This is a genomic window from Lunatimonas lonarensis (genome assembly GCF_000390185.1).
In the GTDB taxonomy this organism is placed as follows: Bacteria; Bacteroidota; Bacteroidia; order Cytophagales; family Cyclobacteriaceae; genus Lunatimonas; species Lunatimonas lonarensis.
Genome location: NZ_AQHR01000085.1, coordinates 42,648 through 67,168, shown reverse-complemented (window position 1 = coordinate 67,168; position 24,521 = coordinate 42,648). Strand labels below are relative to the sequence as shown.

Sequence of the window (24,521 nt, the reverse complement as noted above, 5' to 3'; positions counted from 1 at the left end):
TTCAATGCGGTTTTATGAGCCTATTCTTTACCCCTTTGCCGTGCTATATTCGCTGGCAACGAAATGGAGAAACCATCTCTTTGATATAGGCTCAAAAAAAAGCACCTCGTTTTTGGTACCCGTAATTGTGGTAGGGAACCTGTCAGTAGGCGGCACCGGAAAGACGCCCGCAGTGGAGTTTCTGTTACGCCATCTAAAGAGCATTTTTTCGTTGGCCGTGGTGAGTAGGGGGTACAAAAGGAAAAGTTCCGGATTTTTGTTGGCCTCAGATGCTACCCATCCTTGGGAGTTGGGTGATGAACCGTTCCAACTGTACCAGAAGTTTGGAGCGGATGTAACTATTGCGGTAGGCGAGTCAAGGGCATTGGCGATTCCGCAGGTATTGGCTGAAAGGCCTCAAACGAACCTATTCATTTTGGACGATGCATTTCAGCACCGGTATGTACAAGGGGACCTTTACCTTCTTTTAACCACCTACCAAAAGCCGTTTTTCACTGACCGAATTCTTCCCTTGGGGACACTTCGGGAAGATCCCAAAGGTGCCAAACGGGCGGATGCGGTGATTGTTACCAAATGCCCGAAGGGCATAGAAGAAGAGGAAAAAAGGGAATATGCCGAAAAAATAAACCGGTATACGCGGTCGGGAGTCCCTGTGTTTTTTGCGTCGATACGCTATGGCGATCCAATTCAAATTTCGGAGGGAGATCATTCACTGGGAGGGTCTGTCATAGTGGTTTCGGGCATTGCTTCCAACACCAGTTTGTTAGAAGAGGTCAGACGGCGGTTTGTGGTACTGGAAGTTCTGGATTATTCAGATCATCACCAGTACCGCCATTCGGATTTGGACGTTATCTCCAAGCTATTCCTAAAACACAAGGAAAAGTTTCCTGTCCTTCTAACGACCGAAAAGGATGCCGTCAAATTAAAGGTGCCTGAATTTCTTCCTTTTTGGACAGAAATTCCCATTTTTGCGTTACCTATGGAGATGTGTCTGGCCGAAGAAGACCTACAGATGCTGTTGGAAATGATTTTGGAAAAAGTTAAAATAAAGGGCTATCAGAGTGGGGTATAAGCAGCTGTTTATTTTTTTGTGGCTGACGGCAGCAATCGTGGGGTCGGTATATGGGCAGCAGATTCCCCGAAATCAACCCCAGGGACAGCAGCGGTCTCCCCAAGGGAATCAAGATAGTGACGGTCAGCGCAGAGGGCTTTTGGACGATTCGACCAAAATGGTTTACGGACCTAAAACCTCGCTCTTTTATTATGAAAAGTATCTGCGGTACAACCGATTCGAACAGATGGAAGTGGACACCTCACTGACAGGGTTTCACAACTACGAACCGGTGGCCAATACTTGGTACAGGTATCAAGACCTGGGAAACCTCGGAAGTGCCGCTAAACCGGTTTTTTACGAAGTTCCCCGCCAAATTGGTAGGACATCCGGTTTTCATGTATACGATCTATATCATAACTCCGCAGATAGTATCAAGTACTTTAACACCAAGTCACCTTATACGCAGTTGGATGCCTTCTTTGGAGGAGGTAACCGAAATAAGCTGGATATAGCGTTTACCCGAAACATTACCCCCAAGTGGAATGTGGGTATCAATTACGGAACCATTCGCGCGCGTAAAATGCTGAACCCCACGAGAAGGGATGACAATATGGTCGTAAATGATTCCTATTCTTTTCATACAAACTACCAGTCAGACAACGAGAAATATTTTTTATTGGCAGCTGTCACTCGGATGAAACACCGGGTAAATGAACAGGGGGGAATCATACCTCCCGAGGTAGACACTACATCCATCTTTTTTACGTACGAAGATTCCAAGGTCTGGCTGCGCAATTCAAGGGCCACGGACCTCAGGCAGGAATACAAAGTTTACCACCAATATGAAATTCTTAAAGGCTGGCAGGCGTATCATGTATTTGACAAGAAAAAGCAGGAGGTAACATTTTTCTCCCGCCTGGCTACCAGTGATTCACTGTTCTTCAATGCCAATCGGTTTCACTCTTCGGATACCACCCTATTGCACAGCAGAAGGGACACCACCAACAACCAGCACCATTTTTCGGAGTGGCGAAACGAAGTGGGCTTTAAGGGCGACTTTGGCCCAGTTTATTACAATGCCTACCTAAAACTGCGGACAGGAAGAATGGCGAGCATATTCTTCGACACTAACAATTCCTTTACCGAGCTTTTTTTGGGTGGAGCCCTGCGTGGGGAAATCAACGAAAACTGGTCTTTTGAAGCAGAGGGGGAGTATCTTATACCCGATGGGTACCGAATACAGGGGCTGTTTGTATCTCCGTTTATTGATCTGAGTTATACCAAGGCATTGTACAAGCCTACGTTGGCACAACAAAAGTACCGCGGTAACCATTTTCGTTGGGACAACAACGACTTTTCCAGTGTCGGTGTAGACCAAGCAAAAGGGGTGATCAAAATCGATCTTCCCAATCTACGGATAAGACCAAATCTGACCATCAACCGTATCAACAACTACATTTACTTCAACCGGGAAGCCATGCCCGAACAGGCCAGCGGTGAGGCATTTATGGTAATGCCCGGCGTAAACTACCACTTGATTTTGTCAGGAAAATTTCACTGGCAGACGGAATTAATCTATACCGCAATTACAGGAGGTGCGGCAGATGCCTTCAGGATTCCCAATGTTTTTGCCAATAGCCGGTTTTTCTTCGATGGCCCTTTGTTTAATGACAATATCTACGTGCAGCTGGGATTAGAGGGCCGATACCGAAGTGATAATTTTGCCGATGCGTATATGCCATCCACGCAGCAGTTTTACCTCCAGGATCATTTTAATGTGTTTGCCTACCCTGTGGTGGACGTTTTTCTGAATTTTCGGATTAATCGAACCAGGGTGTTGTTTCGGTATAATCACCTAAATGCCGGTATGATGGAACAAAATGGATACTTTGTTACTCCCTATTTTACAGGATTGAAACAAATGTTGGATTTGGGTATTACATGGGCTTTCTTTGATTGATGAGTATGAGCTGGCAAGACAATACCAAAGGAAAGATGTTGCACCTTCAGCTCCCAACCGATCCCCGTTGGGTAGATGTGGCTAAAATGAACTTGGGCGATATCCTCGTGGACCACGCCTATTGCGAACAAAAGGCAGCTTCGTCGTGTATTTCGCTGATTGTTCGGTTTCCCGAGCTCGAAAAGCTGGTTGAAGTACTTACGCCGGTGGTGGCAGAAGAGTGGGATCATTTTGAGCGGGTAATGGGACAGCTTAAGAAGCGGGGCCTACCTTTTGGCAAGCCGAGGAAAGACGAGTACGTGCTCAGGCTCCAATCCTTTATTTTGAAGGGAGGTAGCCGTATGGAGCATTTGACCGAGCACCTGCTCATGAATGCGCTGATAGAAGCGAGAAGCTGCGAACGATTTAAATTGCTTTGGAAAAATCTAGAGGATGAGGAGCTTAGGGAGTTTTACTATGAACTGATGGTTTCTGAAGCAGGCCACTACGTCAATTTTATCGATTTGGCAAAAACCTACTATCCAAAGGAAAAGGTGGAGAAACGCTGGGCCGAATGGTTGGCCCATGAAAAGCAAATCCTAAAGGAAATGGAAATTAGAGGGGACAGAATGCATTGATTTTTTTCAAAATTGGTTAATATTAGGCTATAAAAGTCCAATAGTCGGGAAAATTGTCCTAAAATGAACAGTATATGAATTTGTTCGAAAATATTCGGGAAGCCCTTCGGTCCGTGAAGACAAACCTCCTTAGAACCATTTTGACGGGGTTGATCATTGCTGTCGGCATCACTTCCCTGGTGGGGATGTTGACAGCGATCGATGCCATGAAAGCACAGATTGAGGAGAGTCTTTCCGGATTTGGCTCCAATAATTTCACTATCCGCTCCAAAGGGGTTTCAGGGGGCAGGGCGACAACCTCTGGTATCGTTGAAAAGAACTATCCGCCGGTATCCTACAGAGAGGCGGTAAATTTTCAGGATAGATATGAAGCGAGAGGCCTGTCGACGGTTACCACGTTTGTCGGTGGGGCAGTGGAAGTGAAACGTAAGTCAAAAAAAACCAACCCCAATAGCAGGATCACCGGAGGCGATGAAAATTACTTCCTGATAAATGGAATAAAGGTAGAAAAGGGACGCAGCTTTAGCAATGTGGAGCTTCAATATGGCAATAATGTGTGTGTAATAGGAACGGAGATAGCCAACGCGCTTTTTTCGAAGGAAGAAGATCCGTTAAATGATTTCATTTCGTTTTTTGGCCGGAGATATACCATTGTAGGCGTGATGGAGAAACAGGGAGGGGTTGGTGGCGACACGGGGGCTGACAGGGCGATCATAATCCCCGTGTTGAATGCCAAAAACCTGGATAGGCGTGGTACCTTTCGGTATACCATCACGGTGACAGCACCGGATCCTTTAAAGATGGAGTATGAAATGGGGCATGCCACGGGAATCATGCGTGCGGTGCGTGGAGATGGCGTAGGGAGTGAAGATTCCTTTGAGGTGGCGAAGTCGCAGACATTGGGTGATCGTTTGGAAGAAATTGCCGGATTTCTTCGAATTGGAGGGTTCGGTATAGGTTTTATCACATTGCTTGGAGCGGCCATAGGGCTAATGAATATTATGTTGGTATCGGTAACCGAGCGTACCCGTGAGATCGGAATACGAAAGGCGCTAGGAGCCACGCCGCTTCGTATTCGTCAGCAGTTTTTGATAGAAGCCATTGTCATTTGTATCCTAGGAGGTATATTGGGGGTGGTTTCAGGCATTTCCATCGGCAATTTGGTCGGTAATCTGGTCGGGCCGGGAGGTTTTCTCATTCCTTGGCTTTGGATTATCGTGGCCTTTTGTATTTGCGTTCTGGTCGGTTTACTTTCCGGTTTTATTCCGGCCTATAAAGCCAGCAAATTGGATCCGATTGAATCCCTTCGATACGAGTAAATTTTATCCCATGAATGACCATACATACGATGCGATTGTAGTAGGTTCCGGTATCAGTGGAGGCTGGGCGGCAAAGGAATTGTGCGAAAAAGGCCTAAAAACCCTGGTTTTGGAAAGAGGGAGAGATGTCGTCCACCGAGAGGATTATCCTACTATGCATACACATCTCTGGGAATTCCCGTTGCGCGGCGCACTCCCGCTCTCGGTCAGAGAGGAAAATCCGGTGGTTTCCCGCTGCTACGCTTTTAGGGACGACGCAGACCATTTTTTTGTAAAGGACAAAGAGCATCCTTACCTACAGGATAAACCCTTTGACTGGATCAGGGGCTATCAGGTAGGCGGTAAATCGCTGCTTTGGGCGCGGCAGGTGCAGCGATGGAGTAAGTATGATTTTGAAGGCCCCGGGAGGGATGGGTTTGCAGTGGACTGGCCGATCCGGTATGATGATTTGGCTCCCTGGTATAGCTATGTGGAACGCTTTATCGGAGTTGCTGGCAATAAAGACGGGTTAGAAACGCTGCCGGACGGGGAGTTTCTTCCCCCTTGGGAAATGAACAAAGTAGAGCGGGATATACAGCAGCGTATTTTGACTGCCTTTCCCGATCGGAAATTCGTGATAGGTCGCTGTGCCCACCTCACAAAACCTGCCGAACATCATACAAAACTGGGTAGGGGACAGTGTATGGCGCGCAGTTTGTGCCAGCGTGGCTGTCCCTTTGGGGCCTATTTCAGTTCCAATTCCTCAACCATTCCTGCGGCGGCATTGACAGGTAATCTGACCATCCGCCCCCATTCAGTGGTTCACTCCCTTATCTACGACGAACAGAAGGAAAAGGTAACAGGCGTTAGGGTTATCGACGCGGAAACCTTGGAAGCTACCGAGTTTTTTGCGAAAGTCGTTTTTGTGAATGCATCCGCCCTCAACTCCAACCTGATACTGTTAAACTCTACTTCAAGTAGGTTTCCAGAGGGGTTGGGCAATGATAACGGGTTGTTGGGTAAATACATAGCTTTTCATAATTACCGAGGTAGTATTTCGGCTAGTGTAGATCGTCACTTGGATTCCTATTACTATGGGAGGCGTCCAACGGCCGTGATGCTTCCCAATTTCCGGAATGTGAAGCTGCAGGAAACAGACTTTTTGCGGGGGTATATGAGTTTTTACTCCGCCAGCCGCAAGGGATGGGGTGGGGCAAGAAACGAGCCTTTTGGCCCCGGGTTTAAAGAGGCCAACTCCGAGCTCGGCGATTGGTCTGTTTATATGATGATGCAGGGAGAAACCATACCCAAAGAAGAAAGCCGTGTTTATTTGGACTCAGCACAATCCGACCGATGGGGAATGCCTTTGTTACGGGTAGATGTAGGCTACGATGACAACGATGAAAAGTCATTAAAGGATTTCTTGGAGCAGGGTGTTGCCATGTTGGAAAAGGCCGGCTGTTACGGTATTACCACCCGCGACAGTAAACAAGCTCCGGGCTTGGATATCCACGAGATGGGTGGTGTTAGGATGGGTAGAGATCCCAAGACCTCTTTGCTCAACCAATGGAATCAGCTACATACCTGTACCAATGTGTTCGTGACCGATGGTGCGTGTATGACGTCTACCGGTACGCAGAATCCTTCCATTACGTATATGGCCTTGACTGCTAGAGCCGTAGATCATGCCGTGAATGAATTGAAGAAGGGAAATTTATAAGCAGCTACTTTTTTACCCGAGGCGGATAGGTATTCCTCGAAGCTGGTCTTATGATGATCGATCTATGCGATTGGGCATAAGGGCGTCTGAAAACAGGTGGGGTATGGCTGTTTCAAGTGATTCACCCACCTTTTCGGAGAGGTTAACAGGCGCGGATTTTTTCAACAAAGGGATTTTCATACGTGTTTATTTATCAGGTAGTTACAATTTTTTGGGGAAAATTTTACGTTTCTTTGTTTTTTCGAGGTTTACAGAAAATAATTAAATTTTTTTCAATCTTTCTTTTTGAATACCCGTATCAAAATCTTCGAAGCCCTAGTTTATTTCGGATAATCAGTATTATCAAAAGCATTTATGGATTCCATAAGCCGCATGTTGGCTATCCGAATAATGTTTCATTAACCGAAGATCCTTATGAAAGCAGAAAAGATGGTATTCAGTGCGCTCAGTCCAATGGTACAGTTTATCAAAAAAAGTACCTTCAGCTCGTTTTTGTTGTTCTTTTCTGCGCTATTGGCATTGTTATTGGCCAATTCGCCTGCAAATGAATCCATTCAATGGATGCTGAACCAACGCATCGGTTTTACTATAGGAGATTTCAGCGTATACAAGTCTTTACTGCTTTGGATAAACGATGGGCTGATGTCTATTTTTTTCTTTGTGGTTGGTCTTGAATTAAAACGGGAAATCATTGCCGGCGAGCTCTCCAACCCGAAGAATGTACTGATGCCGATGGTAGCCGCCGTGGGTGGAATGCTTTTTCCTGCGATCATTTACATTGTATTGAACAGTGGGGGAAACCCGGAAGCCATGAATGGCTGGGGAATCCCCATGGCGACGGACATAGCTTTTGCGTTGGGTGTCTTGTACCTTCTTGGCCCAAAGGTTCCTATTCAATTGAAGGTGTTCCTTACCGCACTTGCGATCATCGATGATTTGGGCGCGGTATTGATCGTAGCCCTGTTTTACACTTCCGAAATCTCTTTGACAAACCTCAGTCTTGGTGCTTTCCTGTTGTTCGTCTTGTTTTCTCTCAATAAGTTGGGTGTACGAAGTGTAATGGTATATGCGGTACTTGGTATCGGCGGAGTGTGGTTGGCTACGCTTCTGTCTGGAGTTCATGCCACGGTGGCTGCTGTTCTCGTAGCCGCTATTATTCCAGCTGATAGGCGTATAAACAAAGCAAAATACCTGGAGTCCATTACCAAACTTACCCAGCAGTTTAAGGTTGCCAATAGAGCCAAAAACGATAAATTTCTGCTTTCTGCAGATGAGGAGAATGTGATCGGTGAAATCAAACGTATCTCCAAAGCTTCGATTTCACCATTGCAGCGGTTGGAAAGGAGTATGCATGGAGCCGTTGTTTACTTGGTAATGCCCATATTCGCCCTGGCAAATGCGGGAGTGGTAATCGAAGATGATTGGTTACGAATGATCTCAAGTCCAGTGGCACTCGGCGTAGGTCTTGGGTTGGTAGTCGGTAAACTAGTGGGTATTTTCGGTTTGTCCATGTTGGGTTTAAAGCTTGGCTGGTTTAAGAAACCCAAGAGCATTAATTCTTCCATGTTACTGGGAATTTCCCTACTGGCTGCGATTGGGTTTACAATGTCCCTATTTATCAACTCACTGGCTTTCACTGACCCAGTGTTAATTGGGCAGGCCAAAATGGGAATAGTAATGGCTTCCATCGTTTCCGGATTTGCTGGATACTTGGTTTTGAAAAGGGCAATACGCAACCTTGATCCTATCGAACTGGAGGAGGCCAAAGAACCTGCACCTCTTCAGACAGCCTAATCCCAAACTCTTTAAAGATCCAACAACTCATCAAGGGCAAAATGAGTCAGCATCTCATGATTTCCCTCGAAAAGGACAATACGTAGGTTACCTACCTGTTTGGAAAGAAAAACCGACCTCCCAGAGATAGATCCAAAATCTCCGAGGGGTCGGGTTTTTTCCATCAAATCCAGTTTTTCCTCCATCGAGATGTAGCTGGAAGGATCGGTGATTCCCAAATCTTTGACCACCTTGTTGTAGAAATTTATGGTATGGGTAAACGGAACACTTCCTTGGATGCCGTCGTAAACTCCTGCATAGATGGTGAGCGTGGCCTGGTCAAGCTTTGTGACAGGCGTTGGCCAAAATAGAGGAGAACGTGACTGTGCTTTTGCAGAATCCAAGTGCTCAATAGATCCGGTGCAAGCTAAAATGTCCTGTTCATAGCGATTTTTTCGGATTTGACTCTCCCGGTGCCACGCTGTCAAATCTGAGATCGATGCCCAAGCGGAAAATTTCTTAATTGGATGGGAAGATTTCATAAACGTACTTAGCGTAGCATACCCTCCTCCGCTGACTCCAATAACGTATATTTCTGAAATACCCACAGGTACATTTGCGATGGCGAAACTGATTGCATCATCTATGTCCTTCATGGCCAGGTCACTGCAGCAAGCGCTTGGAGTTCGGTTTGGCCCTCGGAAATCCGGATGGATATAATGGATGTTTTTATCACGGCAGATCAGAGAGATGTCATCCTTTTGCTCAAAGGAACCACTCCACGTGTGCAAACTCACCACCAATGGCCTTGGTTCGGTGCCCTTAGCAGTAAAAAAATAGGCAGGCTGTATGGAACCATCCACGCTGGATGCTATGTCCACCCGCTGAAAATCACTTGGCCAGTGTGGGACAGAAGTGTCGTCAAAGCGTATCGTTGCTTCCTTTTTTTCCTGTGCCGGAGGGAGAGGGCTCCCCTGTTGGGCATATCCTCTCTGCCAAACGAAAAGAAGTAGCGTAAGTAGAAAGCGGAATAAAAAGCTGTAAATCATAATTCTTTAGAGATGTGGAATATACGGCACTGGGATACTGGAAGCGTGATGGTTCGTGGCCATTGTTTTTTGTATGATATCTGACCTACCAAAGGCTGACAGGAATGGCGTAACCGTCGTTTACTGAAGGAGAGGGACAGGGATTCCATCCCGAAAGGCCAGAACAAGTTGTGACCTTTGCAACCTACTTATCGACACATAAAAAACGAAACGTTTTTTGCGTTTACCATACTTCCAAATAAATTTTTAGCCCTCCGGTGGAAATTTACGGTTTATATGGAATATTATCAATTAACTTGCCTCACAAACGTTCGGTTCGTTCCTTGGTCACTGATACCCGGTGCACCTACTACCTTAATAATGTATGAAAGCTACGATTCCTTTCCTCCTTCTCGTTTCCCTCCTGTTTTTTTCTGGTTTTTACCGGACGAGCGATTTCTCAGAGAGTAAACCGATCGTTTCCGAATCGATTAACATCGAGGTACTTGTTGATGTTGTTGGAAAATTGCGGATTCATGTTTCCCCAGACGACAAGCAGCTTTTTTTGACGAGAGGTTGGATTTCTTACGGGGATTTGGGAGCCAAGGGAGATGGGAAAACCGACGATATGATGAGTATCGCTGCTACACATGCGTATGCCAATCAGGAGGGCCTAGCTGTGAAGGCTGACTCCGGCGCTTCGTATTATATAGGAGGAAAAAAGAGAACAGCGGTGATACAGACTGACACCGACTTTGGCGATGCAACGTTTATAATTGATGATAAAGATGTGGAGGATCGAACTGTTCCCGTTTTTTTGGTCAGTTCTAACCTGAGTGCCTATACCATCACACAGCTATCTTCGCTCAAGCGTAATCAAGCAAAACTTGACCTCCATTTTCCGACCACTTCCTTGGTCACCGTGGTGGATTCGAATGTGAGACGGTACATACGCTTTGGTCCAAACCAAAATGATGGTGCGCCGCAGACTGATATTTTTATCGTGGACAAAGAAGGTCGGGTAGATATGGATGCCCCCATTATCTGGGATTTTGACCACATTACCAGCATGACCGTACTCCCAATGGACACGGCATTGCTTACGCTCCGGGGTGGTAAGTTTTTGACCCTGGCCAACAGGGCTGAATCGAGGTATACCTATTACAGCCGAGGCATATCCATCAAGCGGTCAAATGTGCTGGTAGATGGAATCGAACATAGAGTAGAGGGCGAAGGAGATCACGGCGCTCCTTATGGTGGATTTATAAACGTGAGTGACTGTGCCTATGTAACGGTACAGAACAGTGTGCTGACGGGAAGAAAAACCTACCAAACGATCGGGTCGGCAGGGGTGCCGGTTTCCATGGGCAGCTACGATATTTCATTGGGTCGGGCGTTGAACGTTTCTTTTGTAAACTGTACGCAGACAAATGATATCAACGACAATACCTACTGGGGAATTATGGGCTCAAACTACTGCAAAAATCTGGTTTTGGATCATTGTGTCTTTTCCAGGTTTGACGCCCATATGGGGGTAGCCAATGCAACCGTACGGCATTCCACCTTAGGACATCAGGGAATAAACGCGATAGGAAGTGGAACATTCCTACTGGAACACTCCACGGTATATGGTAGAAACCTAATCAATCTGCGGTCGGATTATGGAAGCACCTGGGAGGGTGAGTTGATCATCCGGAATACACATTTTGTGCCCGCGGGAGGAAGAAGCGTGCAGGCAAGCTTGATAAGCGGTACCAATACGGGGCAACATGACTTTGGATATACTTGCTTTATGCCCGAGCGGATACGGATAGAGAATCTTATCATTGATGATTCGAACCATCCCGCTGACTACCATGGTCCGGCAATTTTCGGCAACTTCAATCCTCAGAGAACGGATGCATCCTATGTCGAGAAGTATCCCTATATCCTTACAAAAGAAGTGCAGTTGAAAAATGTTACTACCAAAAGTGGTAAGGAGCTTCGGCTAAGCGACAATCCGTTTATGTTTAGGAATGTATCGGTAACCCGTTTGGAGTAGAAGGTTTTTTTGATTTTCAATACAATTTTTGAAAGCTAAGGCTAGCTTAAGGGTAGGTTTGCCCATCCCCCGGATTGGGTATTTCCTCCCCAAGTTGTGGACTCATTCAGTTTTTGGAGGTATGCCAATACTTGGATTGAAACCGGAACGATAGTTGAAATGGGGGTGGTAAATAGATGCATAGTTACCATGAAGGATTTAACCCATTTAAAAAAAATCATTATAATCTTGGTTTTGGCTCTTTTAATCATGGGATTGCTGTTGCTTGGAGGATTTTGGGTCAAGCATACTTACGGTTGTTGATCTTTCTCATTTTTTGAATTGTTTTCGGGTATGCGTTGGTTTTTGACGGTAACGCAGGCGGGAAATTTGGGGAGGGGAATCGTTTTTAGGTTTGGAGGGCGATCCTACTCGGGGTTTTGGCACGGATTTTACACCAGTAGTTGATCAAGCGTTAACCTAAGAGGAAGTATATGACCGTTTTTTTTGTTTTGGTAGGGGCTTTTCTTGTATTTATCCTAAGTACACTGAGTGGTGGAGGGGCTAGTTTGCTTTTGATGCCGCTCGTGGCTATGGTGGTGGGTGTAAGGGCTGTTGCACCCGTTATGACGATCAGTATCGGGATGAGCAGTACCACCAAAGTCTTGCTTTTTTGGAAGTATATTGACTGGAAGCTTTTTATGTGGTTGTTTCCTTCGACCATTGTCGGCTCCATTCTGGGGGCCAATATGTTTGCAATCCTCTCAACGGAATACCTGCAGTTGCTAATTGGATTGTTGTTGATCTCGACGATTTTTCAATTCAGAAAGCCCGAAAGACGTTCTGGAATCCAAGTCAAAGCGTGGCATTTTGCGCCAATGGGTCTGATCGTGTCGTTTTTGTCGGGGTTGATAGGCGGGGTAGGGCCATTGATGAATTCGGCCTACCTCAATTATGGTATGTCCAAGGAAGCCCTATTGGGGACTAGGTCTGCCAATGCGATTCTGCTACACCTTACCAAGATCGCCAGTTATGCCTTTTTGGGATTTGTGGATAGAGAGGTACTGACCTATGGTTTACTTATAGGGGCTAGCTCGATGGTTGCGGTTTACGTTGGGAAGTTTATTTTGGGCCGTATTTCCTCGTTGCTTTTTCGACAGATTGTGGTCGTGACCATGGTACTAAGTGGCTTTCTTATGCTTTGGCAAAATGTAGATTTCATAGAGGAACTGGTAAGAAAAATTTAATATCGTGCCGTGATAAGCGAACAAACATGACGCGTACGACACGCTGAGTAATCTGAATAAAACGTAAGACATGCCCCCAGATATTGGGACATGTAATGACCACGAAAAATTTAAGAAAAATGAAATTATCCATATCACCCAATGTTCACCTAGTAGAACCCGGGGATTTTGAACCTACCGATCATTGGTATCCCAGGGTATTGAATTCCAACATTCATCCGTTGGTTTCTTATTTCCTGAACCTGAGTAATGAACAGATCGCAGAACGATACTGTAGGCTTAATCCGGGTGCTAACTTTTCTGCCGTAGAGCGGCTTCTTGCCTATCAGCCAACGTATTTTCGATGGTCGGGCACCGATTTAATGCACGTGACCAACCACGAGGGAAACCGGAAACTTACCGTAATAGAAACCAACAGCTGTCCTTCCGGGCAAAAGTCCATGCCGCTTTTGGACATGAACGCGGAAAAGGGTGGGTATAAACGTTTGATTGAAAGTACGTTCAAGCCCATGGTCGATGGCCATGACGAATCCGGTGTACTTGCGGTTATATACGATAAAAATCCCATGGAAAACGTGGGGTATGCCGCTACGATTGCCGATGTATTTGGGGAAAATGTCTATTTGGCGAAGTTTGTGACCGGGGACGGGGATCCTCCTGTACGATTTGATGGGGGTAAAATGAGCGTACGGTCGGAAAAGGAAGACTGGATAGAGGTGCGGGCGGCATTTCGCTATGTGACGCAAATGCCATGGGATAGACTGCCTTTGGCGAGCAAGACCCTTTTGTTGAACCCACTGGAGGCCTGCCTCGCAGGAGGTAGAAACAAAACAATGGCGAGCAGGGCTTACGAAGAATTTAACGCGGCAAATTCGGACAATGGTATTGGGATTTTTACGCCTCAGACGTTTCGGGAGGTTGAAATCAACCAATTAAATGGTTATTTGAGTCAACTAGGAGGGAGTATGGTAATAAAGGTGCCTGACAGCAACGCAGGTCAGGGTGTCTATACCATCGTCAATCAGCAGGAGTTGGATAAAGCGATGGAAATTCTTGCGAAAAACCCAGATGACAGGTACATTGTCCAACAGTTGATTGCCAGCAACCATATTGAGGGAACGGATCCCAGCAAGAACTGGTACCATGTAGGGACAATTCCTGATTCCAAGGGAAGGAGTTACGTGTTTGATATCCGCATGATGATGCATGCTACGGATGAAGGAATGAGGCCATTGGCTGCATACTCCCGAAAGGCAAACCTGCCTTTAAATAGGCCTATTCCCGAGGGAATGGATTCATGGGATGTGTATGGCACTAATCTTTCCATCAAAGGGGAGGATGGTTGGACCTATGCCGATGAGCGTCTCATGTTATTTGATATTAGAAACTTTGGTCTGTTGGGGTTAGGAATGGATGAGCTCATACAAGGTTTTTTGCAAAGTGTTATGGCCGTTTATGCGATAGACCAGCAGGCGATTAGAATGTACAACCCTAAAAAGAGCGATTGATATGGAAACCAGCCTAAAAAATATACTGATTGTAGAGGATGATGTGGTTTTTTGCAAGATGCTGACCCGTTTTCTCTCAAAAAACGGCTATATCGTCTACGATGCCCAAAGTGGCGCAATGGCCTCCCAAATCATCAAAGATACCAAAATTGATTTGGCCATATTGGACTACCGGTTACCGGATGCCAATGGCCTTGAGGTTTTTTCGGCCGTAAAAACACGGTATCCGAGCGTCAAATCCATCTTGATTACGCGTTTTTCCGATGAAGCGTTAAAGAAGGAATCCGACGAGGCAGGAATTGACGGATATATTGGTAAGCCCCTCGATCCGGCTGAATTGCTGAAAACTATACGCTCATTATAGCTGAGAACAGCTGGACTGTAGATTGGGTGAATATGTATGATTTGACTTTACCAATCAATGTTCCCCAAATCATTTTGTCCCCTGCCTCCCCATAGTGTTGCAAAGTACCCCAAATTACCAGATTTTTTCTCCTGTATTATCCGATTTTGAGCGGTTTGTGGTTTGGCATTCTTTCTGGATTATTCCCTATGAACAATCAAAGATGGCTATGCAGAAGGTAGGAATAATCATATTTTTGGCGTTGGGATTTATTGTGATACTGGCTACTTCGTGGGGTCGCTTTGCGCAATTGTCCGTTGAAATCGGGCGGACCTTGCACGGGGAGTCATTGGGCAGCACCGAGGAGCTTGAGTTTATGGAAGCTGATGTTTTTGATGTCCGTGAACCAACAGAACCGAATGCAGTGGTATTTCGATAAGGGATTTTTATAGACAATTCGTCTTTGGGAGAACCTTTCTCATGGGCATATTATCTGGATATACGATGAGAAGTTCTATTCTCCAATTTTGATAGGCAGGAGACTTGGCTTTCTACCCCCAACGGACGCTCAATTGGTAACTGTTAAGGCAAAATCAGTTGAAAGCTGCTCCACGGCTGCTTTTCCATCCCGTATAACAACCTGTATGAGGACTTCAAGGCCCTCACGCTGTCCATTTTTTAGCATGAGCTCTGCTTCTTTGGCAGTATCTCCCGATTTAATTTCGAATTGGCGGAGTCTACTTGCCAATTGGTGGGTGATTTCCCGTAGCCGGTCGTATTCTCCTATTTCAAAACAAGTCGCCAGTTGAACTAAGTCATGATTGGTCTGACGGACAAAATCCACGACCAACTCCTTTATTAACTCATCGTCCCCCATGGCAAACTTGGCTATGGATTCCAGATTATAGGGCTTTTCTGGCTTCTTCATTGTATCGGTGGAATGTGATGGTTGCTTCAAATCATTCGTCATTGGGATATGGCAAGATAAACTCTCGAGTAATTCAGCCTCCTTAAAGGGTTTCAGGATGATCCCGTTAAATCCTCGGGATAAAATAGCATTTTGTTCTTTGGCAAATACATTGGCAGTGAGGGCCAAAACAGGTTTATGCTTCGTACTGACCCTATTTCTGAGTATCTCCAGAATGTCAAACCCGCTAATTTCCGGCATTTGGAGATCTAGGAGAGCAAAATCAAAACTTTCCCAATTGAACCGTTTCTTCCATTCAACTCCACCGCTGAAAGCAAGTACATCAGCACCAAGTGCTGTCAGCAACATCTTGGTGTACTTAAGGACCACGCTGTCATCGTCGACCAACAGTATGCATAGTCCGTCCAGCGAAACCGTGTTCGTCTCCGGGACGGGTTCAGCCCTTAGTGGTTCGGTCAACGCCGTTGGCAGCTTGATCGTAAAGGTCGTTCCTTTACCAACATCGGAATCAACATGTATCTGGCCATTCATTAGAATGGTCAATTTATTGACAATGGAAAGCCCCAGTCCAGTACCGCCAAATCTCCGGGTGATGGTAGTATCTCCTTGGTCAAATGCCGTGAAAATCCGTTCCTTGACTTCTGCTGCCATGCCTATGCCGCTATCTTTGACCACAATGCATAGACCTTTGTTTTCTGCATAGGTGGCAGATATGTAAACATCACCCTGCTCTGTAAATTTTATGGCATTGGAGACCAGGTTATTCATGATCTGGGAGATGCGGAGCACGTCACCTATCATCCATTTATTGTCCGGAAAGTCAGTATGCAAGGTCAGCGTGATCCCTTTGTCTTTTGCGTTTTTTTCAAACAACACTTTGGACTGCTCAAACAATCGATTGGGATCAAATGGCTTTTGCTCGATCGGGATTTTACCTGCCTCGAGTTTAGAGAAATCAAGAATATCGTTAACCACCCCTAAAAGGGTTTCGGTAGCTGTACTGGAAAGATTCAGAAACTCCTGTTGGTCAGCTGTCATGGGCGTCTTTGCCAAAGCTTCCTGGTATCCTTGTATGACATGTAGCGGATTACGTATTTCATGGCTCATGTTGGCAAGGAATTCCTGTTTGGCTGTTGCCAGCTTTTCGGATTTTAGCTTCGCCTCTTCCAGTTTGGCATTGTACCTCTCGGATTTTTTGATCTCCCTGGTGATCGTGAAAATAAATGCCGAGGAACCTATCACCCCAAGGATGATCAAACCGGAAAGAAAAATGGATAATCGGTAGGCTAATTGATAGGCATTTTCGTTTTCGGATCTTCCCTGCCTTGTTGCTTCGTATTGAAGGGAGGTGATTATTTCTTGAATGTAGCTGACCAACTCTCGGTTTTTCCTTAACAGCTGATGCTCTAGATTGGCCAGCCTGGCCCTTAGAAACCTTTCTTCGCTGGTGATTTCCAGCATATATTCCCGTAAAGCAAGGAGTACGGAGTCAGCGAGATTTCGTTGTGCTGCTGATGAAATGCCTTCTGTTTCAAGGTTTGAAGTAAGGTAGTCGATGACCCTTTCCATTTCATCTGAGACCATTTCTGGTTCAGTCCGAATCTCATCGCCGCTTTCAGCTGCATCCGAATTCCGATTTCTGGTTTCGTTCAGTTCACGGGAGGGCCCGATCCTTGTGCTTAATCGATCGAGGTTTTCCAATACTCTACGTTCTTCCTGCCTTCTTATCTTTCGTTCGATGTTATCGAGAGCTTCTTTGCTAAAATCGCGATTGGTGATTCGGAGTTTTACGTCCGTTAGGTTGCCCTGTACTTCAATCAGCTCTTCTATATTGTACCAAATGGCATTCAGTTTATAGATTTCAATTGGATCATTTGACTTTTGTTCCAATAACCTGAGCTGCTGTTCTATTTGGCCTGCTATGGTAATGCTGTCTGTGTTGGATGTGTCGAGGTCGGTAAGTTGATCAAGTCGGTAAATGTCGGCCAAAAGTCGGTTGTAGGCATTGAGACGTTCGTTGGGCATGGAAAGCGTATCCACTGAGTCCAAGAGGTTTTTTACACTGAAAAACGTGGTAATGCCTACTACAATGATTAGTGTGACGGCCAGTAGGAATCCAGCAAAAACTTTGGTTGTCGTGCCTATTTGCATGTATCTAGCTGTTTTCTTTCGCTAATCCTTCTTCTCCGATATAGCCTGCCAGGATAAAACGGACGGAAAAGGCCCAGGGAAGGAGTAATTGGAATAAATGTTTACTTTTCCGGTGTAAGTAGGTAACAAACAGCATACCAAATGAAATCGAGTCCGCCAAAGGCGTATAGGAATGGTGCGGGTGTCTTGCAGCTAAAACAGGTTATTCCTGTTTGAAAGAGGCAGAGTAGATGATTGGTTCATGTAAGCCGGTTGTGCTACCCATTTTTTTGTACCTTCGTGCCACGCAATCCTTAAAACAGAAAGCAGATGCATCCAGATAAAAAACTCGCTGTACTCATCGATGCCGATAATGTGCCCTCGGGACAGGTGAAGGAAATGATGGAAGAAATAGCCAAGTACGGTAACCCCACGATCAAGCGAATCTATGGAGATTGGACCAAACCTCAGTTGGGAAAGTGGAAATCGGTTTTGTTGGAAAATGCCATAAACCCCATCCAACAATATAGCTATACCAGTGGAAAGAACGCTACCGATTCTGCGATGATCATTGATGCCATGGATATTTTGTATTCCGAAAAGGTGGACGGTTTTTGTTTGGTTTCCAGTGACAGTGACTTTACCAAATTGGCCACTAGACTTCGGGAAGCAGGAATGCTGGTAATAGGTCTTGGTGAGAAAAAGACACCCGAACCCTTTATTGTGGCCTGTGATAAGTTCATTTACCTGGAGATTTTGGCTGCTGATTCAGAAGATACCAAGAGTAAAGAAAAAGAAGTGAAGCAATACGAGCAGATTACTCCAAACCTGCTTCGGTTGATTTCGTCCAGTATATCTGACCTAGGAGACGACGACGGATGGGCATTTTTAGGTGATGTGGGAAACCTAATACAGAAAAAGCAACCGAACTTTGACGCCAGAAACTATGGATTTCAGAAGCTGACCCCTTTGATTACCTCTATTGCGAAGTTTGAAGTCAAGGAGCGGGTGCACCCTAAAAGTAACAATAAGCTGATTTATGTAAGAAACAAGACATCCAAATAGGGTTAAAAAAGGTTGAGCAATCATCGAACGAAAAAAAAGTGGATATCCGGAAAACTGACAACATAAAAAAGACTGCCCTTCTCGGACAGTCTCTTATTTTTGGATACTACCTACCAAATTCGTCTTAGTTCTGTGTGGTAAGAATCTTAAATTGATCCATCACCTTATAGGTTGCCCTCGTTAGGTCAATATTTATGTTAGGCGAATCGTAATCAAAAAACGCATTAGTGTAACCCTGCCATACGGTGTTTCCCTTCTTGTGATCAATGACCAAAATCACCAACATTCCATCGTTTTGGGTATACTTTACGGCATTGTAATTTTCTCTCATTTTTTCCCTTGCCACGCTATCTGCTTCATCTTCGAGTAGCTCGATTCCCTGCTTTTTAAGCCAGTAATCGAAGTCAGGCTGATTGTACCCTCTGTATCGTACTTCACTTTGGTACAGCTTGTAAATTACGAGCAGATCCGGGTTGTTATCTTTCATTCTGAATCCTTGGGATCCAAGCCGAGTGGAGATCGTCTTTTCAATAATATCTCCCAATGCATTATCACCCTTGGCTTCCTCTTCTACAAATCCGAAGGTTTTATACTTTTTGAAAGCCCCGCGGTAATTGTAATCGTATTCAGCCACAAAGTCACGCTGGGATAGGCAGGCTGAACAGAAAATCAGCGAAACCAGGATGAAGTAGTTTACGTGTCTCATACATCTTTATGATTAAATCGTGTAAATATTAAATTGCAGTGGTCTATTTCGGATTTAAGAACGCATGGTTACAGAAAAACCGCATTGGTTAGCCTTAATGAAAGTAGAACTCGATGATGTTTCTTTTGTTTGGTGAAAATATAAAATTCTTATCACGGATAATGTTAGCGATTTCCATTCCATTATGCAAGAAAAAATAAATTTAAAATTTTCGGGTTTTTAATTTGGCTTCATTTGAGCATTGTTGTTAGGCTAAACTCTGCTAATTAGATAGTTACAAAACAAAAGCCGAAGACTGATTCGCTTCGGCTTTTGGAGTGGGTTTAGGAGATGGTACCTGTTATCGATTCGATAAAATCGCCAAACGAAAGGTATTTTTCATAGGATTGTTGATATGCGGCTACATGCTCGGGGTTTGGTGTGTACGTCTTATCGAATCCATTCCCCATCGCGTCGATGGCAGCTTGCACATGGGGATAAATTCCTCCGGCAACCGCTGCATACATGGCTGCCCCCAGTGCGGGTGCCTGTTCGGAGGTAGCCACTTTGATTGGCATGTTGAGTACATCAGCCATGGTCTGCATCACCAGTACCGATTTCTTGGCCACTCCGCCCAGCCCCACTACCGAATCTATGGCGATGCCCTCTTGCCGGAACCTGTCCACGATCCTCCGGGATCCGAAACAAATGGCATCTACCAACGCCTTATAGACTTTAGCAGCATCAGATCCCATGGTCAGGCCAAGGATGGCACCTTTGAGTAGTTGGTTGGCGTCTGGTGTTCTCCTACCGTTTATCCAGTCAAGTGCCAACACGGCACTTTCCGAAGGATGGATTTTCAATGCTTCCTCTGATAGCTTAACCAGTAGTTTTTCTTCAATTTCCCTCACAAGTAGCTCCTTTTGGGAACTATCTAAGTGTTTGCTTTCCTGTATCAGTTGGATAGCCGGGCCGGAGATCAAATTTTTGTACCATGCGAGTACATCGCCAAATCCGGACTGCCCAGCTTCCAATCCAATGGTTCCGGGAACCACGGAACCGTCGACTTGTCCACAAATACCCTTTACCAATTTATTTCCAAGGGTTTCATAGGAGGTAATCATGATATCGCAGGTGGAGGTACCCATTACCTTGACAAGCGTATTGGCAGTTACCTGCCCACCTACTGCACCCGCATGGGCATCAAAGGTTCCCACAGCCACAATAGTGGTTTCGGAAAGCCCAAGGCGATCGGCCCATTCCTTACAGAGGGTTCCGGCTGATTCGTCGGAAGTAAAGGTATCGGTGTACAAACGGTCTTTGAGGCTTGCCAGACCTGGATGAAGTTGGGATAGAAAAGCCTTGTCAGGCAAGCCTCCCCAGCTTTCGTGCCACAGTGCTTTGTGTCCTGCGGCACATCGGCTTCGTTTTGCTTGAAGAGGATCTACCGTACCGGTAAGCGTGGCGGTCACGTAGTCACAGTGCTCCATCCATGAATACGCTGCATTTGCGACAGCCGGATCTTTCCGGGTGATGTGGAGAATCTTTGCCCAAAACCACTCGGACGAATAGATCCCGCCTTCGTATTTGGTAAAATCTTCGCCACCCCAAGTCCGGGCCAGCTGATTGATTTCATCCGCTTCTCCAATTGCCGTATGATCTTTCCATAAAACCATCATGGCATTCGGGTTGGAGGAAAACTCCGGTAGCATGGCCAGGGCCACACCTTGTTCGTTGACCGGCAAGGGAGAAGACCCCGTCGTATCCACACACATAGCTTTTACCGACCGGGGATCTACACCACTTTGTTCCATAACCTTTCTTACCGTCTGGGTTAACCCTTCCAAGTGATCGAGGGGATGCTGACGAAACTGGTTGGTGGATGGATTGCAGTACCTGCCTTCACGCCATCGGGGATATAAAAAAACTTCGCTTGCCAGCGTTTTGCCGTCTTTAGTGTCTACCAATACGGATCTTACAGAGTCGGTACCATAATCGACACCGATAACATAATGCTTCATATTAACACGTTTCTTGGGTTTGCGTTTGTTTTGGAAGTGGGCAATAAGTCGGAGATGACTAAAAAACCCAAGCGCAAGTTAAGTTTATTTACCAGTTTTTAGCAAAGGGAATGATACCTTATCGGGTTTTTTGAAAGATTGACTGCATTTGTCCGGAAAATAGCTAAATGACCTACTTCCTGTTTTTTTATTTGCCAATTATGTAAAAGGATAGCTTGATTTGGCGCAATTGATTTACTTTCACGGCACGTTTAGTTTTCAGCATGAAAAAGCATCTTTGTTGGGCTGTCTTCCTCGTTTTTTTAGCATTCATACATGCGAACGGACAGCATATTTCCGGACTGACCGCTGTTCCCATCAATCATCCCATCATTATAGACGGTGAATTGGATGAGGCTGTTTGGCTAGAGCAGGATGGTTGGGCAGGTGACTTTCACCAGTTTTTCCCAAGTGATACTTCGTTGGCTACGGTGAAGACATTTATCCGAGTGGCGTACGATTCCCGGTTTTTGTACATAGCAGCAGTCATGTACAATCGAGGACCGCGGGAATACTATGTAAGTACTTCTCTTAGACGGGATTTTCGTGGCAACCAAAACGATGGTTTGAGTATACTGATGGATACCTTCAATGATGGAACAAATGCTTACCTCTTTGGCATCAATCCTTTTGGGGTACAACGGGAAGCGATGATCGGAAACGGAGGTCTGCAAACCACCGACCTAAACCTGGCTTGGGACAATAAATGGCTTTCTGCCGCAAAGATTCACGAAGACCGATGGGTAGCCGAGATCGCGATACCCTTTTCTACGCTGCGATACAAAGAAGGGGCTAAAAGCTGGAATGTTAATTTTTACCGTATTGACAGTGAGTATGCAGAGAAAAGTACCTGGACCCACATTCCAAAAAACTTCAACGTAACGCACGTAGCTTTCACGCAAAAGCTTTTTTTCCCGGAAGCATTGCCTAAATCCGGGGCTAATATAGCATTGATACCTTATGTAGCCATGGGTGCATCCCAAAACAACCTGGAGAATATTGCCGACCCCCTTAGACCTACAGTGGGCGGGGATGCAAAGATTGGTGTTGGCCCTGCACTGAACCTGGACTTAACCTTTAATCCAGACTTTTCCCAAGTGGAGGTGGACGAACAGGTGACCAATTTGGACCGGTTTGAGATTTTCTTTCCCGAGCGAAGACAGTTTTTTCTGGAAAACGCAGATTTGTTTGCCGATTTTGGTACAGACCGTATTCGTCCTTTCTTTTCCAGAAGGATAGGGGTAGACAGGGATGAGAATACAGGACAGAATGTCCAAAACCAAATTCTCTATGGGGCCCGCCTTAGTGGGAAGTTGACGGATGACTGGAGAATAGGAACGATGAACATGCAGACAGCCAGTGATCCCTTGCGGGGCATTGTGGGCAAGAATTTTGCAGTGGCGGCACTTCAGCGAAAGGTATTCAGTCGATCCAATGTAGGCGTAATGGTTGTGAACCGTGAATCATTGGATACCCAAAAAGGAGGCTTGGCCATGGAAAACGGTGCCCATAACCGGTTGGTTGGCCTGGACTACAATCTGTATTCAGCTGATAATAGGTGGAGCGGGAAATTTTTTTACCACAAAACGTATGAAGACGGCGACCTAAGCGATACCGGTACCGGACATGCTCAACTGGCGTTTTTGGATACCCATTTTGCGGCGGGATTATCCTATTCTTATGTTGGGGAAAACTACAACCCTGTGGTTGGATACACGCCACGCGTCGATTTTCAGCGAATCTCACCGGAAATGGCCTACCTGTTTTTCCCTGCCTCGGGAAGAATAAACAGGCATGGGCCGGGAGTAAAGACGGAAATTCTTTGGAATGAAAGGTTGGGAATAACCGATGAACTACACAGTTTCCTTTATCTGGTTCGCTTTCATTCCCATGCGGAGATGACCTTTACCTTGAACAATCAATACACTTACCTCTTTTTCCCCTTTGACCCCACCCGTATGGGCGGAGAACCCCTAGCAGAGGGGACGGCCTACCGTACAACATTCCTTGGTTTTGATATCCGGACAAATCCCATCAATGCGTTTTCGTTGCGCGGGGTTGGTCAGGTTGGCCAATATTTCAATGGCTCGATGGAGAGTTTTTCTGGTACCTTGCAGTGGCGGATTGGGTACCTGGCAAACCTGTCGATGAACGTAAACTATAGCCGAATCCGTCTGCCAGAACCACAACGCGATGCGGATCTGGTTTTGTTGGGTCCCAGAATTGACCTGACATTCACACGCGACCTTTTTTGGACGACATTTATCCAATACAACAATCAGATAGATAACATCAACGTCAACACCCGCCTCCAATGGAGGTATGCACCTGTTTCTGATTTATTTATGGTCTATACAGACAATTATTTTCCGGGAACATTCGCCTCCAAGCAACGGGCAGTCGTGATGAAATTGAATTACTGGCTGAACCTCTAACCAAGAAATAGGCTAAGAACGCGTGGATGGGAGGCATGGTTTACCCTCTTGAGGAAATGTTCCGGGCAAACTCCTTCAAAATCTTATCGACGGAGGCTTTTAGGTTTCTGGATCGTTGGTCCGGTTTGTTGATCTCCCCAACGGCAGAAATACGCATCACCACTTTATCCTGCCTTGTGTCTATAAAGTCAACCACTACTTCTCCCAGATCGTATTTTTCGACCCTAAATCCTCCCCCCATGCCCGGGCCCATCATCCAGGGGTTACCCCACATCCAAGGGTTCATGCCCCATCCCCACGGTCCCATGGGAGCGCTGTTGATTTCTTTCTTGCGGTCGGTCAGAAGGGTATTGTACCGCACGATGAGATCCGGCTTTTTGGAGTCCAGCTGATAGCCGAATTTCTCCATCCCTTCGGTCAAACGCTTTTGAAGGTTTTCCTCCAGTACGGGAGAATTAAAGGCCATGGCATCATAAAATTCGCTGATCACGAAAAAGGTCTGAAAGGCATCCGGACGGGCCATCTCATTTTTTTCCATATATACTTTTACCGGGCTGCAGCCGACCATCAAAACGGCAAGTATCCAGAAGCCTATGTGGAAGTATCTAGTCATGGTGTTTTTTTTACTAAGACGCAAGAATTAGCTGTTT

Annotated in this window: 18 protein-coding genes; 13 read left to right on the top strand and 5 right to left on the bottom strand. The window is 45.8% G+C overall.

Annotated features, from left to right (window positions below):
- The first annotated feature begins 4 nt into the window (after positions 1-4).
- From lpxK to nhaA, 6 genes are all read left to right on the top strand, one after another.
- Positions 5-1,072: a tetraacyldisaccharide 4'-kinase gene (gene lpxK, locus ADIS_RS13045; RefSeq protein ID WP_010855013.1), complete on the top strand. Its 1,068-nt coding sequence runs from the start codon at positions 5-7 to the stop codon at positions 1,070-1,072.
- Positions 1,062-3,014, top strand: coding sequence for a putative porin (locus tag ADIS_RS13040; protein WP_010855012.1), 1,953 nt, complete (start codon positions 1,062-1,064; stop codon positions 3,012-3,014). Before lpxK ends, ADIS_RS13040 begins: the two co-directional genes overlap by 11 nt.
- Positions 3,015-3,019: 5 nt before the next feature.
- On the top strand, positions 3,020-3,631 hold the full coding sequence (gene miaE / locus ADIS_RS13035) for a tRNA-(ms[2]io[6]A)-hydroxylase (RefSeq protein ID WP_010855011.1): 612 nt from the start codon (positions 3,020-3,022) through the stop codon (positions 3,629-3,631).
- A 74-nt stretch (positions 3,632-3,705) separates the two neighbouring features.
- Positions 3,706-4,950 (top strand): ABC transporter permease, encoded by a 1,245-nt coding sequence (locus ADIS_RS13030; RefSeq protein WP_010855010.1) that lies wholly within the window; start codon positions 3,706-3,708, stop codon positions 4,948-4,950.
- A 10-nt stretch (positions 4,951-4,960) separates the two neighbouring features.
- Positions 4,961-6,649, top strand: a complete 1,689-nt coding sequence (locus ADIS_RS13025; protein WP_010855009.1) for a GMC oxidoreductase — start codon at positions 4,961-4,963, stop codon at positions 6,647-6,649.
- Between the two features lie 414 nt (positions 6,650-7,063).
- Positions 7,064-8,443, top strand: coding sequence for a Na+/H+ antiporter NhaA (nhaA, locus tag ADIS_RS13020; protein ID WP_010855007.1), 1,380 nt, complete (start codon positions 7,064-7,066; stop codon positions 8,441-8,443).
- 11 nt (positions 8,444-8,454) lie between these two features.
- On the opposite strand, the gene ADIS_RS13015 is transcribed toward nhaA, so the two are convergent.
- A complete protein-coding gene (locus ADIS_RS13015) occupies positions 8,455-9,471 on the bottom strand; it encodes an alpha/beta hydrolase family protein (RefSeq protein WP_010855006.1) in 1,017 nt (338 codons plus the stop codon).
- Between the two features lie 364 nt (positions 9,472-9,835).
- On the opposite strand from ADIS_RS13015, the gene ADIS_RS13010 reads away from it, so the two are divergent.
- The 5 genes from ADIS_RS13010 to ADIS_RS12985 all read left to right on the top strand — a co-directional run bounded on the left by ADIS_RS13010 (position 9,836) and on the right by ADIS_RS12985 (position 15,007).
- Positions 9,836-11,491, top strand: a complete 1,656-nt coding sequence (locus ADIS_RS13010) for a hypothetical protein (protein ID WP_010855005.1) — start codon at positions 9,836-9,838, stop codon at positions 11,489-11,491.
- Positions 11,492-11,964: 473 nt separating this feature from the next.
- On the top strand, positions 11,965-12,717 hold the full coding sequence (locus ADIS_RS13000; RefSeq protein ID WP_010855002.1) for a sulfite exporter TauE/SafE family protein: 753 nt from the start codon (positions 11,965-11,967) through the stop codon (positions 12,715-12,717).
- 119 nt (positions 12,718-12,836) lie between these two features.
- The gene (locus ADIS_RS12995; protein ID WP_035805930.1) at positions 12,837-14,225 is read left to right on the top strand and encodes an ATP-grasp domain-containing protein; all 1,389 of its coding nucleotides are present in this window, start codon (positions 12,837-12,839) and stop codon (positions 14,223-14,225) included.
- 1 nt (position 14,226) lies between these two features.
- A complete protein-coding gene (locus tag ADIS_RS12990; protein WP_010855000.1) occupies positions 14,227-14,589 on the top strand; it encodes a response regulator in 363 nt (120 codons plus the stop codon).
- 208 nt (positions 14,590-14,797) lie between these two features.
- Positions 14,798-15,007, top strand: coding sequence for a hypothetical protein (locus tag ADIS_RS12985; RefSeq protein ID WP_010854999.1), 210 nt, complete (start codon positions 14,798-14,800; stop codon positions 15,005-15,007).
- Positions 15,008-15,136: 129 nt separating this feature from the next.
- Here the strand turns inward: ADIS_RS12985 and ADIS_RS12980 are convergent, their stop codons facing one another.
- A complete protein-coding gene (locus tag ADIS_RS12980) occupies positions 15,137-17,647 on the bottom strand; it encodes an ATP-binding protein (protein ID WP_010854998.1) in 2,511 nt (836 codons plus the stop codon).
- Positions 17,648-17,956: 309 nt separating this feature from the next.
- Between ADIS_RS12980 and ADIS_RS12975 the strand changes: the two genes are divergently transcribed.
- A complete protein-coding gene (locus ADIS_RS12975) occupies positions 17,957-18,691 on the top strand; it encodes an NYN domain-containing protein (protein WP_010854996.1) in 735 nt (244 codons plus the stop codon).
- Positions 18,692-18,815: 124 nt separating this feature from the next.
- Here ADIS_RS12975 and ADIS_RS12970 read toward each other — a convergent pair whose 3' ends face one another.
- Both ADIS_RS12970 and ADIS_RS12965 read right to left on the bottom strand, forming a co-directional pair.
- On the bottom strand, positions 18,816-19,397 hold the full coding sequence (locus ADIS_RS12970; RefSeq protein ID WP_010854995.1) for a DUF4136 domain-containing protein: 582 nt from the start codon (positions 19,395-19,397) through the stop codon (positions 18,816-18,818).
- Between the two features lie 323 nt (positions 19,398-19,720).
- Positions 19,721-21,397: a ribulokinase gene (locus ADIS_RS12965; protein WP_010854994.1), complete on the bottom strand. Its 1,677-nt coding sequence runs from the start codon at positions 21,395-21,397 to the stop codon at positions 19,721-19,723.
- Positions 21,398-21,660: 263 nt separating this feature from the next.
- Between ADIS_RS12965 and ADIS_RS12960 the strand changes: the two genes are divergently transcribed.
- Positions 21,661-23,871 carry a carbohydrate binding family 9 domain-containing protein gene (locus tag ADIS_RS12960; protein ID WP_010854993.1) on the top strand — a complete coding sequence of 737 codons (2,211 nt, stop codon included), beginning with the start codon at positions 21,661-21,663 and terminating at the stop codon, positions 23,869-23,871.
- A gap of 40 nt (positions 23,872-23,911) precedes the next feature.
- Here the strand turns inward: ADIS_RS12960 and ADIS_RS12955 are convergent, their stop codons facing one another.
- Positions 23,912-24,484 carry a DUF4136 domain-containing protein gene (locus tag ADIS_RS12955; RefSeq protein ID WP_155907443.1) on the bottom strand — a complete coding sequence of 191 codons (573 nt, stop codon included), beginning with the start codon at positions 24,482-24,484 and terminating at the stop codon, positions 23,912-23,914.
- Between the last annotated feature and the right edge of the window lie 37 nt (positions 24,485-24,521).